Source organism: Exiguobacterium sp. K1 (assembly GCF_033721435.1).
GTDB classification, from domain to species: Bacteria; Bacillota; Bacilli; order Exiguobacteriales; family Exiguobacteriaceae; genus Exiguobacterium_A; species Exiguobacterium_A artemiae.
In genome coordinates this window covers 936127-950123 of sequence record NZ_JAOTIT010000001.1, presented here as the reverse complement: position 1 = coordinate 950123, position 13997 = coordinate 936127, and the positions used below count along the sequence as shown (strand labels likewise).

The 13997-nt window shown below is 48.2% G+C and carries 21 protein-coding genes; 14 read left to right on the top strand and 7 right to left on the bottom strand.

Annotation, left to right across the window (positions count from 1 at the left end):
* Nucleotides 1–42: 42 nt before the first annotated feature.
* Both N7U64_RS04975 and N7U64_RS04970 read right to left on the bottom strand, forming a co-directional pair.
* Nucleotides 43–594 carry a hypothetical protein gene (locus N7U64_RS04975; RefSeq protein ID WP_318928742.1) on the bottom strand — a complete coding sequence of 184 codons (552 nt, stop codon included), beginning with the start codon at nucleotides 592–594 and terminating at the stop codon, nucleotides 43–45.
* Between the two features lie 22 nt (nucleotides 595–616).
* Nucleotides 617–1486 carry an alpha/beta hydrolase gene (locus N7U64_RS04970; protein WP_318928741.1) on the bottom strand — a complete coding sequence of 290 codons (870 nt, stop codon included), beginning with the start codon at nucleotides 1484–1486 and terminating at the stop codon, nucleotides 617–619.
* Between the two features lie 114 nt (nucleotides 1487–1600).
* Here N7U64_RS04970 and N7U64_RS04965 point away from each other — a divergent pair, with 114 nt between their 5' ends.
* Nucleotides 1601–2281 carry a VOC family protein gene (locus tag N7U64_RS04965; protein WP_318928740.1) on the top strand — a complete coding sequence of 227 codons (681 nt, stop codon included), beginning with the start codon at nucleotides 1601–1603 and terminating at the stop codon, nucleotides 2279–2281.
* 24 nt (nucleotides 2282–2305) lie between these two features.
* On the opposite strand, the gene N7U64_RS04960 is transcribed toward N7U64_RS04965, so the two are convergent.
* Entirely contained in the window at nucleotides 2306–2815 is a 510-nt protein-coding gene (locus tag N7U64_RS04960) for a hypothetical protein (protein ID WP_318928739.1), read from the bottom strand.
* A 60-nt stretch (nucleotides 2816–2875) separates the two neighbouring features.
* Between N7U64_RS04960 and N7U64_RS04955 the strand changes: the two genes are divergently transcribed.
* The 11 genes from N7U64_RS04955 to N7U64_RS04905 all read left to right on the top strand — a co-directional run bounded on the left by N7U64_RS04955 (nucleotide 2876) and on the right by N7U64_RS04905 (nucleotide 10962).
* Nucleotides 2876–3262, top strand: a complete 387-nt coding sequence (locus N7U64_RS04955; protein WP_318928738.1) for a hypothetical protein — start codon at nucleotides 2876–2878, stop codon at nucleotides 3260–3262.
* A 51-nt stretch (nucleotides 3263–3313) separates the two neighbouring features.
* Entirely contained in the window at nucleotides 3314–3877 is a 564-nt protein-coding gene (locus N7U64_RS04950; protein ID WP_318928737.1) for a DUF1349 domain-containing protein, read from the top strand.
* A gap of 70 nt (nucleotides 3878–3947) precedes the next feature.
* Complete coding sequence (locus N7U64_RS04945; protein WP_318928736.1) at nucleotides 3948–4790, top strand: hypothetical protein; 843 nt, start codon at nucleotides 3948–3950, stop codon at nucleotides 4788–4790.
* Nucleotides 4791–4894: 104 nt separating this feature from the next.
* Nucleotides 4895–6508: a nickel ABC transporter substrate-binding protein gene (nikA, locus tag N7U64_RS04940; RefSeq protein WP_318928735.1), complete on the top strand. Its 1614-nt coding sequence runs from the start codon at nucleotides 4895–4897 to the stop codon at nucleotides 6506–6508.
* Between the two features lie 15 nt (nucleotides 6509–6523).
* Nucleotides 6524–7468: an ABC transporter permease gene (locus N7U64_RS04935; RefSeq protein ID WP_318928734.1), complete on the top strand. Its 945-nt coding sequence runs from the start codon at nucleotides 6524–6526 to the stop codon at nucleotides 7466–7468.
* Nucleotides 7465–8319 (top strand): nickel ABC transporter permease subunit NikC, encoded by an 855-nt coding sequence (gene nikC, locus N7U64_RS04930; protein WP_318928733.1) that lies wholly within the window; start codon nucleotides 7465–7467, stop codon nucleotides 8317–8319. The genes N7U64_RS04935 and nikC overlap by 4 nt, the downstream gene beginning before the upstream one ends.
* A gap of 14 nt (nucleotides 8320–8333) precedes the next feature.
* A complete protein-coding gene (locus tag N7U64_RS04925; RefSeq protein WP_318928732.1) occupies nucleotides 8334–9128 on the top strand; it encodes an ABC transporter ATP-binding protein in 795 nt (264 codons plus the stop codon).
* On the top strand, nucleotides 9125–9919 hold the full coding sequence (locus tag N7U64_RS04920; protein ID WP_318928731.1) for an ATP-binding cassette domain-containing protein: 795 nt from the start codon (nucleotides 9125–9127) through the stop codon (nucleotides 9917–9919). The genes N7U64_RS04925 and N7U64_RS04920 overlap by 4 nt, the downstream gene beginning before the upstream one ends.
* Before the next feature lie 103 nt (nucleotides 9920–10022).
* Entirely contained in the window at nucleotides 10023–10274 is a 252-nt protein-coding gene (locus N7U64_RS04915) for a hypothetical protein (protein ID WP_318928730.1), read from the top strand.
* Nucleotides 10275–10387: 113 nt separating this feature from the next.
* Entirely contained in the window at nucleotides 10388–10603 is a 216-nt protein-coding gene (locus tag N7U64_RS04910) for a helix-turn-helix transcriptional regulator (RefSeq protein WP_318928729.1), read from the top strand.
* Complete coding sequence (locus tag N7U64_RS04905; RefSeq protein ID WP_318928728.1) at nucleotides 10603–10962, top strand: hypothetical protein; 360 nt, start codon at nucleotides 10603–10605, stop codon at nucleotides 10960–10962. Before N7U64_RS04910 ends, N7U64_RS04905 begins: the two co-directional genes overlap by 1 nt.
* A 31-nt stretch (nucleotides 10963–10993) precedes the next feature.
* Here the strand turns inward: N7U64_RS04905 and N7U64_RS04900 are convergent, their stop codons facing one another.
* The 4 genes from N7U64_RS04900 to N7U64_RS04885 form a co-directional block, all read right to left on the bottom strand.
* Nucleotides 10994–11365, bottom strand: coding sequence for a hypothetical protein (locus N7U64_RS04900; protein WP_318928727.1), 372 nt, complete (start codon nucleotides 11363–11365; stop codon nucleotides 10994–10996).
* A 19-nt stretch (nucleotides 11366–11384) separates the two neighbouring features.
* Nucleotides 11385–11810: a MarR family winged helix-turn-helix transcriptional regulator gene (locus tag N7U64_RS04895; protein ID WP_160168613.1), complete on the bottom strand. Its 426-nt coding sequence runs from the start codon at nucleotides 11808–11810 to the stop codon at nucleotides 11385–11387.
* A 175-nt stretch (nucleotides 11811–11985) separates the two neighbouring features.
* Nucleotides 11986–12207, bottom strand: coding sequence for a PLD nuclease N-terminal domain-containing protein (locus N7U64_RS04890; RefSeq protein ID WP_318928726.1), 222 nt, complete (start codon nucleotides 12205–12207; stop codon nucleotides 11986–11988).
* Nucleotides 12208–12230: 23 nt separating this feature from the next.
* Nucleotides 12231–12773 (bottom strand): hypothetical protein, encoded by a 543-nt coding sequence (locus N7U64_RS04885; RefSeq protein WP_318928725.1) that lies wholly within the window; start codon nucleotides 12771–12773, stop codon nucleotides 12231–12233.
* A 170-nt stretch (nucleotides 12774–12943) separates the two neighbouring features.
* On the opposite strand from N7U64_RS04885, the gene N7U64_RS04880 reads away from it, so the two are divergent.
* Nucleotides 12944–13405 (top strand): MarR family winged helix-turn-helix transcriptional regulator, encoded by a 462-nt coding sequence (locus N7U64_RS04880; protein WP_012370249.1) that lies wholly within the window; start codon nucleotides 12944–12946, stop codon nucleotides 13403–13405.
* Nucleotides 13406–13410: 5 nt separating this feature from the next.
* Complete coding sequence (locus N7U64_RS04875; protein ID WP_318928724.1) at nucleotides 13411–13941, top strand: GNAT family N-acetyltransferase; 531 nt, start codon at nucleotides 13411–13413, stop codon at nucleotides 13939–13941.
* Nucleotides 13942–13997 lie beyond the last annotated feature (56 nt).

The window sequence follows — 13997 nt, the reverse complement described above, 5'->3', positions numbered from 1 at the left end:
AACGACTCCCGGACGTCCGGGAGTCGTTTTTAATAGTACAGATCATCTGGAGTCCCATGTCGACAGATCCAAATCAAACACAATGCCGGCAGCGGCATCGTGTTCATTTAAAAATAAAAATTGATAGTTTCCGGCATCAAGAAACTGTTTTTTCTGATAGGGCGTCAACGCTGACTTTAAAGACAACCGTTGCTTAATTACAATCGTCCTGTTTGAAATAGAAGTAAAATCGACCGTCACGTGTGCGGGCTGTTTACGTTTCACATACGGACTGAGAACATCCTGATTTACATTGGCGGCAAAACTGAACGTCGGCGGATGGGCCGTCTGTTTGAATCTTTCCAGCAATGCCTTCGACAGTTTCAGTTTCATCTGCAAGTCGATGGTCTGGTCGTCTTGGACATGAATATGCAGCGGTGTCCGCTTAAACTGATCGCCGTTTAGAGCGGCCGGGTAATCGCCGATGGACGAATAACGCGGCTTCGGCAGTTTTTGAGATGCTGTATCGACCGAAACGGTATTGGGATTAAACCAAACAGCGACACTGATCGTCAGGAAACAACTGATCAGCCAAAACAAAGATTTTTTTTTCAAATGACTTCATTCCTTTACGTAATTAAATCTGCTGTCTTTCGTCAACGGCAAGCGTTCTGGTCCAGTGTTTCTGAATCACCTGCAGTACAAATGCCGGATCGTCCCAATGCGTGATGTGGGAAGTCGACGGAACAGAGATGACGGTACCGCCGGTTTTCTCCTGCCACAAGGCGATCGCTTCTTGACGGAACGGTTCATCGGAAACGGGTAACGTCGCCCGGAGCAACACGAGGTTGTCACCCGGAACGTCATCGAGGAAATCGAGAATCTCATCTTGATACATCGCCGTCAAAATGGCACGGGCCGTCTTCGCGCGGGCATGCCAGTAGTACCGGCCGTCCTGCATCCGGACAAAATCCTTACCAGCCAGATCAAGCAGTGGCGATCGGCGCATGTTGGGTCCATAGACGGCAACGTCGCGGAACTCTTCCCACGTCGCAACAGACTCTTCGAAATCGGTGTCGTAAAACGCGGATTCCTGCTCGAGTGGGGTACCGCGTAATCGTTTGCTCTGATATCCGCCGTCGATCAAAATCGAGCCGAGAACCCGGTCCGGCTGTTCCTTCTGATAAAAGAGGGCGATGAAACTGCCCCAAGAGTGGGACAGAAAATAAAAATCCTGGATACCGATCTGGTCAAACAGCTGATTCAGCCAATCGGAAAAGCGGGCGAATTGATAGTCGCGTTCGTCCGGGAACGGCTCGGTTTTTCCGTGACCCGGCGCATCAATCGAAACGATCCGGTACGTATCTTGTAAGGCGTCCGCCAGTTCGATGAAGCTGAGGCTTGTTCCGCCGAGACCATGCAGGCAGAAAATGACCGGCCGGTCCGGTTCACCCCACTCGGTAATTTGTGTCGAAATGCCGCCGCATGCAATGATATATCGTTTCATTTTTCTGCCTCCATTTCGAAATAGGTATGTACTTACTTTTTAACCAGTATTATACATCAATTATTGTATACTGAAACTAGCAAATGGATTGAAATGAGATGGAGGAGATAGACGATGAAAATTACAGCAGCGACACTTTGGACGAATGATGTCAAACCGATGCAGGACTTTTATACGGGGACACTCGATTTTCCGCTCGTCGAGGAGACAGCGACCGCGTTTACGGTGCAAATCGGAACGAGTCAGCTTCGATTCGAGCTCGACACGACACAGCAACCGAAACAATATCACTTTGCGTTTAACGTTCCCGGAGATGCCTTCAGACTAGCGAAGGACTGGTTGCGGCATCGTGTCCCGTTACTGAACGAGGACGGCGAAGACGAAATCTTTTTTGAAAACATCAATGCTCATTCCGTCTATTTTTATGATACGGACGAAAATGTCGTCGAATTGATTGCTCGGCATGACGTCAATCCGAACAAAGAACTTGAGACGTTTACGGTGAGCGATATTCTCGATATTGGTGAAATGAACGTCACGACACCGGATGTCGCCGGTGTCGGTGCACAATTCGCCGAACTTGGTGTCTTTCACCGGTACCATCAGCCGATTAATGTCGACTTCCTGAATTTCCTCGGCGCGCCGGAAGACGGCACCCATCTGTTGCTCGGACGAGAAGACCGGACGTGGTTGTTCGCACCGAAACCGGCCATTACCAGCCCGCTTGTGCTTGAACTGGACGGGAATTTGCACGTCCGGCTTGATGCAGAGGGAAACTTGCACCACGAAAAATAAACCCGTCCTGTGACGGGTTAAAGGTCAGGCGATGAGTTGTAAAATCCCGAACGTCGTCAAGACGACATAAGAGACCGAGACAAAAATCAAGACGGGCTGAAAGAGCGAGTCTTTGGCTTGGCGTGTGATTCCTTCGACGAAACAGCTGAGGAGGAAGACGAAGATCGCCAGGCCGATATACATCAGGACAATCGTCAGGATACTTTGGATAATGCCGAACGTGACGAGGGAAAACACGGTAAAGAACAGATAACCGAATCCTGCGAGGAGGATGAGACCAAGCAGGATCCCGAGCGCTGGATGAAGCCGGTTGACACGCGCCGTCCAGTTCGGAATGCGTGGGCTGAGTAACGTCCAAGCCGTATGTAATGACAGACAAATCGAGATGAACAACATCAGGAAAAAGAGTGCCTGCAGGAGGGGCGACAGTTGATTGGTCCAGAACGGAACGATTAAAAAGACGACCGGAAAACAGAGGCTCAAAAGATGTTTCTTCAAGTGAATCACTTCTTTCGTAAGAGTAGGAACTTTCATTAACAATATCTTCCTTATCCGTACCGTATCATACGTGAAGATAAGAGGGAAGGAGCACGGATGACACATTTTTGGAAAGTGAACGGCAAGTGGCGGATCGGGCGGATTGTCTTACTTGCGATACTGTTGGTGTTGATTTCATGTTTTTTGTATACCTACCATCAGAAAATCCTGCGGCAGTTGTACTTGGAAGACAGATTAGAACAGCAGTACGGGCTGAAAAAAGACGAGTATCAGATATTCGGTCAATTCACAAAGTTTGGTTATGGATACAGTGTATTTCTAAAAGATGAACCGCGAACATCCTATTTGTTTAGTGTCAGAGATAAAGACGGGAACTACTTTGCAGTATACTCAGGACATAATTTTTTAGATCCATCCGAAGAATTCATTGATTTCCGAGAACCAAAACATCCCGAGTTTGAACAATTCAGAGATGATCCGTAAGCGAGTGAGATGTTACAAAATACACTCAATCTTAAAACAGGAGGAATTCACATGTGGCAAAACTACGAATGGCTCAACCAACCAACTGAAATTGACAACCAACAACAATTGAAATTTACAACAAATGGCGATACCGACTTCTGGCGCAACACGTATTACGGATTCAACCGGATGACGGGGCATGCCTTGTTAACACCGATTCCAGCACCGGCTTTTTCCTGCCGAATCGAAGTGAAGCTGTATCCGCAAAAAACATATGATCAGGCAGGCATCCTACTTTATTTAAACGAGGACAACTGGCTAAAAGTTTCAGCGGAATTCATTCCGGACGGGAAATCGCATCTCGGAGCCGTCGTCACCTCATTCGGTTATTCCGATTGGTCATCGCGCGATATCGATAATACGGTCTTTGATCAGCCGCTGATATTTGAACTCGTCTGCAATCAACAGGACGTTGAACTTTACTTCGTCGATGGTGAGACGAAGGAGCAGTTACGGATTGCTCATCTGCATGCGGACGGAGACTGGAAAGTCGGTCCATACGCCTGCAGTCCGAATCTCGAAGGTCAGGGATGTGACGTCGAAGTATTGGAGTTTGACTATCGCGAAGTATAAATGAAATCAGATTACTTAAGCACTCATATCGTCTTATGAGTGCTTTATTTATGAAGGGAGGAAAAATGAAGTGGCCATGATCTTCAGTATCTTTATAGTATGCTGCCTATTTTACGGCATTGTCGGTCGATTCATGTATCTCATCCATCAGTTAAATCGTCCAATGGATGGCTTCATTTGTTGGTATGAAACGACAATCCGTCAACTGGTTCATGGACGGATCGTCTTTAAGCAAGGGCGGATCAACTACCTTCTGTTTGCGGGGTATCTTTTAATTATTCTCTATGCGACTGTTCTTTTGTTAGAGAATCTGCACAGAGGTGGTAGTGTTTCGCTGAAAGGAATTGCCTTAATCGTTTTGGCACTTATTTTTCTTCTCACAATCAGTCCTTTAATTGTAAAAGATGAATCTTCAAACGAGGAAAATCAGGTTGGTCTAAATCGAGACAAAAAAACGTTTTGGAACTTTTTAAAAAGTCGTTTCTGTTTCTTCGTCGATCAGGTCTTGTTTTTCATTCTCATGCCATTCATATTCAGCACGGGTGTCTTGACTACTGTGATACCTTTCCTCCAATGGAATGAATTGTGGTTGACTGGTAGTTTAGTCGGTTGGTTCTTCTTTTTATCCTTGTCGTCGCATACAACTCTGTTTGACTGGTGTTACTATCGGACAGACTTTAAAAATCGGTTTTCAAGTGAAACTAGAAAGAGGCAGATTGCTCAAAAAAAGGTATGTTTTCATATCATTCTTCTAGTCGGTAGTGTATTCAATTTCTCACTGGCGATAGAGGGATTAGCTGACATAAGTAGGTGGATTGGTGGAATCATTTCGTTTTACTATTTGCCTGGGTGGTTTTTCGAATTTGTTGAAACGTCATATATGCAATACAAAAATGATTCGACTTCACCATAAAACACAGGGAAATCAACGCTTTCACGGATTATCCATTGACAATTCTTAGCACGGACTCTTACAATTGAAAATGATTATCAATACGAATGGGAGTCCTGTCCACTATGAACGTATCACGCCGTAAGAAATCCATCATTCAAGCTGTTTCCATCCTCTCGATTACGACACTGCTGTTCGGTTGTTCAAATCCGAACGAAGATGCTGACAATAAATCAAATCAAGATACATTAACGATGGCCTGGCCGCGTGACATCGGCGAGATGAATCCGCATGTCTACAACCCGTCGCAACTGTTCGCTCAGTCGATGGTCTACGAACCGCTTGTCCATTACGCAGAAGGCGGAAAGCTCGAGCCGTTCCTCGCGAAATCATGGGACATCTCAAAAGACGGAAAAACATATACCTTTAAACTGCGTGACGATGTCAAGTTCTCGGACGGCTCGACGTTTGATGCGACAATCGTCAAAAAGAACTTTGACGCCGTGCTCAAAAACAAAGCCTTACATAGCTGGCTTGGCTTTATCTCAAAAATCGACAAGACGGAAGCCGTCGACAAGCAGACGTTCCGGATGACGTTGTCGGAAGCCTACTATCCGACGATTCAGGAATTGGCGGTCGTCCGTCCGGTTCGTTTCCTCGGCGAAGCCGGCTTCCCGAAAAACGGCGATACGTCAAAAGGCGTCGAACAAGAAGTCGGAACCGGTCCGTGGGTGCTCGACGAGTACAAAGCGGATCAATACGCGACGTTTAAGGTCAACAAAAACTACTGGGGACCAAAGCCGAAAGTGAAGAAAATCAAGGTCGACATCATTCCCGATGCCGAAAGCCGCGTACTCGCCTTTGAAAAAGGCGACATCGATTTGATTTTCGGCGAAGGGGCAATCAGTGTCGACGCCTATAATCAACTGAAAGAAACGAAATCTTACAAGACGACGATGTCAGAACCGGTCGCGACGCGTCTGTTGATCATGAACACGAAGAAAAAACAGCTGGCAGACGAACGCGTCCGTCAAGCCCTGCAATACGGCTTTGATAAGAAGACACTTGTTGAAGGGATCACGTCCGGTCTCGAAGCACCGGCTGACTTCATCCTGCCGCCGAACCTGCCGTACACATCGAACCTGAACGTTGAAAAACGGGACTTTGATGTCGAAAAGGCGAAAACGCTACTGGACGAAGCCGGCTGGAAACTGCCGAACGGCAAAAAGGTCCGTGAAAAAGACGGACAACCGTTACAGATTGAAATGATGTATGATGCTGCGGAACTTGTTCAAAAAGCGATGGCGGAGACGTTACAATCAGAGTGGGCGAGCATCGGTGTCGATTTGAAAATCGTTGGTGTCGAGCTGCCGGATCAAGTCCAGCGCTTCAAAGACAACAAATTCGATATCAACATGTACAGTAACTTTGGCGCACCGTATGATCCGCATACATTCGTTAACATCATCGGGACGGACGGATTCGGTTTTAAAGAAGCGATTTCCGCTTATCCGAACAAGGATCAACTGTTACAGGAAATGAAAGATGTCCTGAAGACGACAGATGAAACGAAACGTCAGAAGATGTATGCCGAGATTCTGCCGTCGCTCCAAGATCAAGGAGCCCTCGTCCCGATCTCGTATCTGAAAAAGATGGCGATTTATCAAAACGGGGTCACGAACTTTAAATTTGCCGCGAACCGGGATGAAAGTCCGTTCGCCCAAATCGGCATCAAGTAAAAGGAGGTGAACGGAATGGGCGTCTATATTCTGAAACGGGTCGGGTCGGTCATTCCGATTCTGCTCCTCGCTATTTTATTACTGACGGTGATGATTTATTTGTCACCGGTTGATCCGGCGGAAGCGTATCTGTCTGCCGCCCACATCCAACCGACGGAAGAGGTGCTCGCACAAAAGCGGGCCGAGTTCGGACTCGATCAGTCGTTTTTGACCCAGTACGTGACGACCGTCGTCCGGCTGGCCAGTTTTGATTTCGGAACATCGTACGTTTCCGGGAAACCGGTCCTCGACGAAGTGTTGCTCCGTTTGCCGGCGACCGTCCAGCTGGCGCTGTCGAGTCTGTTGCTCGCAATTTTCGTCAGTATCCCGCTCGGCTTTCTCGCGGGAATTCGGAAGAATGGTTTTTTTGACCATTTGAGCCGGGGGATCGCCTTCATCGGGGCGTCGATTCCGTCATTTTGGCTCGGCTACCTGCTGATTTTCTTTTTTTCCGTCCAGCTTGATTTATTACCGGTCGGCGGGATCGGCAGTCCGAGTCACGTCATCTTGCCGGCAATCACGCTGGCGTTGCCGCTGATTGCGCTGTATACGCGGCTGTTACGGACGAGCGTCATCGAGACGATGCGCGAACCGTACGTCCTGTTTGCCCGGACACGCGGCATCCGGGAAACGATCATTTTAGGAAAACACGTCTTGCGGGTCGCGATTCCGCCGATGTTGACCGGACTCGGGATGAACCTCGGGAAGCTGTTGACGGGGACGATCATCGTCGAGACTGTCTTCTCATGGCCGGGATTCGGCCGTTATTTTATTGAAGCCATCTTTGACCGCGACATGCCGATCATTCAAGGCTACGTCTTCCTCGCGGCCTTGCTGTTTATCGGTAGCAGTCTGCTCGTTGATTTATTGCAACTGGCAATCGATCCACGGATTGCCCGGAAAGGAGGGAACAGACGATGAATGTTCCGCTTGGACGACCGCGTCTGCTTGACCGCCTGTCGAATCAACGGCTGATTTTGATCGGCTGTTCCGTATTTTTAGGGCTGTTGTTTCTCGCGGCTCTGGCTGCACCGTGGCTTGCCCCTCATGATCCGTATCTCGTCAATCTGGCGGTCAAACTGCAGGAGCCGTCCTGGACGTATCCGCTCGGAACCGATCATCTCGGACGCTGTACGTTGTCGCGACTGTTGCATGGTGCCCGGGTGTCGCTCGGATTTGCCGTCCTGATTTTTGCCTCGTCACTGTTGATCGGTTTATTGATCGGGACGCTTGCCGGCTACATCGGCGGCTGGGTCGACCAACTGCTGATGCGGTTTTGTGACGGCGTGATGGCATTTCCGAGTCTGATTCTCGTCCTCGGTCTCGTCGGGATTTTTGGACCGGGACTGAAACAGGTCATCGTCGCCTTAATGCTCGTCCAGTGGGTCTACTACGCCCGGATGTTCCGGGGGTTGATCATGACGCTGAAGGAAAAAAACTTCATTGCCGCGGCGCGTGTCAACGGCTCCTCGCACTGGAAAATCTTCCGGACGCATCTGTTGCCGAACATCCTGCCGCCGCTCCTTGTCATCGGGACACTTGAGATGGGCTGGGCGATCATGGACATCTCGGCGATGTCGTTTCTCGGACTTGGTGTTCAATCGCCGGGAGCCGAATGGGGAGCGATGATTCACGAAGGTAAATCATATACCCGGACGAATCCGGAACTGATGATTTATCCCGGTCTGCTGATCATGCTCGTCATTGCGAGCTTTAATCTGCTCGGGGAATCATTATCGGAACGGTTCGGAGTGACCAAACAAACGAAATGAAAGGAGAGACTCGGATGAAACCTGTATTATCCGTCGAACACTTGACGATCGAAACGACGAACGGTCAGCCGCTCGTCCGTGATATTTCTTTTTCACTGGCAGCCGGACAAATCGTCGGTCTGGTCGGGGAGAGCGGTTGCGGTAAGACGGTGACGAGTCTGGCTCTCCTCCGTCTGCTCGACGAAAAGGTCATCCGTCAGTCTGGACGGATTGTGCTCGATGCGACCGATTTGATGACATTGTCCGACCGCACGCTCCGGCGTGTCCGCGGCGGGAAGATTGCCTTCATCATGCAAAATCCGATGAGTGCCTTCACACCGGTCTATACAATTGGTCATCAATTAATGGAGACAATCCGGACGCACGACCGGTGCAGTAAACGTGAAGCGAAAGAGCGGGCGATTGAAGCGCTGCTTGAAGTCAATCTTGAACAGCCGGACCGGATTTTAAAAGCCTATCCGTTTGAACTGAGTGGCGGCATGCTGCAACGGGTCATGATTGCACTCGCGGTCTGTCTCCGGCCGCATGTCCTGATTGCCGACGAACCGACGACGGCGCTTGACGTCTACAATCAAAAACTGGTCCTGTATTATCTCGAGAAAGTCCGTGCTACCTATGACACGGCGATTCTCTTGATCTCCCACGACTTGAGTGTCATCGCCGAGATGGCGGACCATGTCCTCGTCATGCGGGACGGTGAAATCGTCGAACAGGCGGATGTTTTTGATCTGTTCGACCGGCCGAGTCACCCGTACACCCGGCAACTGTTGACCCAACACGGAATTCAGGCGGGAGGGATGAAGGCATGAGCCTGTTGCAACTGGAACACGTCTCCCACCGCTACGGCAATCAACGGTTTTTAACGAGGCAGGCGGAGCAGACGGTCTTACAGGACGTTTCACTGACGCTTGAAGCCGGAACCTGCCTGGGTTTACTCGGCCGCAGCGGTGCCGGAAAAAGTACGCTCGGTCGGATTTTACTCGGACTCGAGCGCCCGAAAGCAGGACGGGTCCTGTTTGAAGGACAAGACATTTACGAATCGGCGTCGAAGGAATACCGGAAAGACATCCAGGTCGTCTTTCAGGATTCGTTTGCGGCCGTCAATCCGAAGCTGACAGCGGGACAGATCATCGCCGAACCGTTGACGAATTTCCTCGGGTTGTCACCCGATGCATTAGACGAACGGTTAGGCGGACTGATGACACAGGTCGGTTTATCAAAAACGGATTTAACGAAGTATCCGAATCAGTTCAGCGGCGGTCAGTTGCAACGGATCTGTATCGCCCGGGCGATCGCGACGAATCCGAAGCTGATTATCCTCGATGAAGCCGTCAGCAGTCTCGACATGGTCAATAAAGCGCTGATTCTCGACTTATTGCGGAATTTAAAAGAGATGCTTGGTCTCGCCTATGTCTTCATCACGCATGATGTGCAGGCGGCGCAAGCGCTGAGCGACCGGTTCGTGATTCTCGATCAAGGTCAGCTGGTCGGTGACTACCCGACGCTCCGGTCGTTTTCGGAAGCGACGGATGAGCACGTTCAGGCAATCCGTCAGGCCGTCCTCGCCATTCATCCGCGGGACCGGACGATTCGAAAGTAACACCTCCTTCCATCGGGCAGGAGGTGTTTTTATTTTTTTAATTATAAGGTAAATAATGGATTAAAATGGTATCGTTAACAAAAGTGGAGAAGGAGCGTTTAATATGAACAAACACTATTTGTTGGGAACACTTGCGGTTGCAGTCGGGATTTTCATGCTGTTTGTCATTAAACTGTTTGGAACGTATATGACTTTAACACAGGAAACATCGGCCCAGGGTCTAGCGGCGTTTGGTTTGATCTACTATCCAATGGCCTTTTTCGTAATGGCTGCTTTATTTTACATTGCCGGCTGGTGGCAACAGGATCTAAAAAAGCAACAGGAAACTGTTGGTCAACCGGTTAAATCTTCTTGAGCGCGAACCATTCAGTCCAAGCGGATTGAGTGGTTTTTCTTTTATCCTGCTTGTAAAGGAAACTTGACACTCGAATGTAAGTTACCTATTATTGGAATTGAGGGGTGACTGGGATGAAAAACAGAATGAAGGGGTTACGGGAAGCCCGTCAGTGGTCGCAGGGGCAGCTTGCAGAAGCACTTGGTGTATCAAGACAGACCGTCATTTCAATTGAAAAAGAGCGCTATAATCCATCGCTCGAACTGGCCTTTTCAATCGCTGCGTTGTTTGATTGTCCGATTGAAGCGATTTTTATATCCGATTCGAAAGAAAAAGGAGACGATGTCTGATGAAATATATGCCGGTGATCAATCGTTTACTGTTCTCCGTTCTACTGATTTACGGCGGTTATCTGACGCTGTTCAACGGACCCAGTCCGCACAGTATCATCCTTATGCTGGTCGGAATCAGTCAACTGGCGGTCGATTTAGTTTTCCCGGCTGCTGAGACGTATGACGAACGGCAGGAAAAAATTAAGATGAAAAGCGGTCAACTGTCCTATGTCCTGAGTATTGTCTACGTTTTTGTAATGCTGACACTCGTCCAGTGGAAAGTCGTCGACGACATCATGACAGCGTTGCTGTGTGTGCTGTTTGTTCAGGTCATGACGTTCCCGGTGATGCTGTTTATTTACAATCGGCGCAGCTGACGAAAAAAAGAACAGGTCAGCGACCCGTTCTTTAATAATATTCGGACAACTGCTCTCTTGATTCTTCCGTCAGATAACCGAGCGATAAAAAGCTTTTGACGAATCGGGAAGGACCGACATTCGAATCGGGTACGATGTTCCACGTAGCGTCCTTTACCTGTTCCAGGACTTCGATGTCAGCTGCCTGCATCTTGACGAAATCGAAGTCTAGCGCAACAATATCGGTCTCGTCCCACGGCAGTTCATCCGAGGAGCGGGTGTCATGGATTGTCTTTAACAGCCGGTCACTTGGAGGATCGAACTCGAATTGTAAGTAATCTCCGCCTGTATCTTTGACGGAAAGTCCGCCGCGGGCGACGATGGCCGGTAAAAAGCGACGGTGTGTAAAATGTCTGAGGATCATCAGAACAGCTCCTTCCGGGTTAGATATGATTGTTTTGCATCTTGTGGAGCAGGCGGTCGAACGACTCATGCTCGTCCATCGTAAACTGTTTGAAGTACTGTTCATGAATGACTTCGACGACAGGGGACGATTCCTCGACGATTGTCTCGCCTGACGGTGTCAGGACCAACCGTTTTTCCCGGTCGATGCGTTTGCGGGTGATGAGGTGAAGTTCGAATAGTTTTTTTAAGGTTTGCGAGATGGCTCCGCTCGACAGTTCAAGTGTCGTCTCGAGTGATTTTTGTGTCGCGCTTTGTTCCCGGTATAACGTATCGAGCATATCGAACTGTGATTTCGATAAGCCCCAGTCCTTCAGGACGGCGTTGACTTCCTTCATATAGCGGTGATGCAGTTTTTGGATGGCCTGCCAATGACGGTAGGATGGAGTAGACAGGTGTGAAGTCATCAGATCCCTCTTTTCTGTCACCGTGTAAACGGTAAAATAATAAGAAACGCCGGTTTTGAATCAAGCGGTTTCATATATTCAAATTAACACAGAATCGGGTGATCTCCTACCACTTGTGCCTGACAAAAAAGCTTCGTTCGTTTGACCTGATAAGCAGGTGGACGAACGAAGCTTTTTAGTTAATGTTTGAACCGGTTTTTGCCGGCGGAACATGGCGTCCCCAGGCGAGATAACCGACCGGACCAAGATAGTTGACGAGAAAAATCAGGATAGCCCAGATCCATTTCGGACCACGTGTCTTCGGGCGTTTCCACAAATCGAGATAAGCTGTGATCATCAAACAGAATCCAAGCAGGTGGACAATATTGGTCAACCATTTCCGGTTATTTAATTTCAAACGGAATACCTCCTGAGCACTGATTAGCTGACGAACAATCGGTCATGGAAATTCTTCAAAATCAATCGATCCTGTTCAACAGTAAAGCCGTATCGGGTAAAGCATTCGGCAGCAACACGGCCGCCGTAAGAAATGGCGGTAAAATCACCGCTGACCCGGTAATGGGTATATTTATGTTGAATGTCGTGTATTAAGGACTCGAGCAATAAACCGCGTTCCCCAAGACCTTCTTCCCGCACATGGATATCGAGTAAGCTGAACTCGGCAAGTTCACTCGAGCCGAGCAAGCGTGTCGACAAGTGTTGAATTGTCATATGGGACCGTTTGGATAAAACCGTTTTATACGTATGACGATTTTCCAGTAACGTGACGTAGTAACTGAATAGTGGCACATGAATGTTGCGTGTCACTTGGACGATCTGTTGCTGATTATTGTAAGCAAGACCGACGAGTTGTTCGTTCGGATGCTGTTGAATATGAATGGATCGTTTGGCACAGACGGTTTGCCATTCCTGCTCCGGAATCCACGACAATTCAGGGGTCCGGGTTGTTCTAAAGAATTTCACGGGGTAGGTAGATCCTCCTTTAAATGAATAGATGGTTTTAATATACACTTTTTGTCAAATGGAGAAAAGAGTTTTTTAACAAAATCATACAATTGAAAATTTGTTGCATTTGCAACAAAAAATAATATAATAAAACTATATAATTTTTTAAACAAAGAACAGGGGACGATATGGGAGAACTATTACGTGAGATTGGAATGATTGCGCGAGCACTTGATTCCATCAGCAATGTGGAATTTAAAGAGTTGGAACTGACAAAAGGACAATACATTTATCTTGTCCGGATTTGTGAGCATCCGGGTATCATTCAAGAAAAACTTGCTGAACTGATTCTTGTGGACCGGACGACGGCAGCCCGGTCGATTCAAAAATTAGAAAAAGCCGGATTCATCGAAAAACGGGCGGATGTCGTGAACAAAAAAATCAAGAAATTGTATCCGACTGAAAAAGGATTGGCGACATGCCCGGTAATCCTTCAGGAGCATGCGTATTCGAAGCGCGTTGCTCTGGCTGGTCTGAGTGAAGAGGAACAGACGCAGTTACACCAGTTGACGAAGCGGGTTCGTAAAAATATCGAACAGGAGTGGGACTTCGTCAAAAAAGGCGGAATACGAAATTATTTGGAGGAGTGAACAGAATGACACAAACGATTGAGTTTGTCCGCTGTGACGTCAAAGATGTTGAAGCATTGCAAGCAATTAGTGTGGAAACATTTACGGATACATTCGGATCTGAGAATGATCCGCAGCACCTCGAGGATTACCTCAAACAATCCTACGGACGCGAAAAATTGATACGGGAGTTGGAACGTCCGGATTCATTTTTCTTTTTCATCAAAAGTAACGAAAAAATTGCCGGTTATTTAAAGCTGAATGTCGGTGCTGCTCAAACTGAACCGATGGAAGGAAACACCTTGGAACTTGAACGGATTTACATTCGTTCGGATTACCAGGGAACAGGTCTTGGGAAGCGATTGCTGGAAAAAACTCTGGAGATTGCTCAGGGGCAGGGGATGGACCAGGTCTGGTTAGGGGTATGGGAAGAAAATCATCATGCGATTCGCTTTTATCAACGTTTCGGTTTTGTGCAGACAGGGGCACACTCTTTCTTTATGGGAGAAGATGAACAAGTGGATTGGATCATGACGAAGACGCTTGAAGCGGAATGAGGAACGGTAAGACCTAAAAACCTCCCGGACATGAGATCGGGAGGTTTTAGTGTACA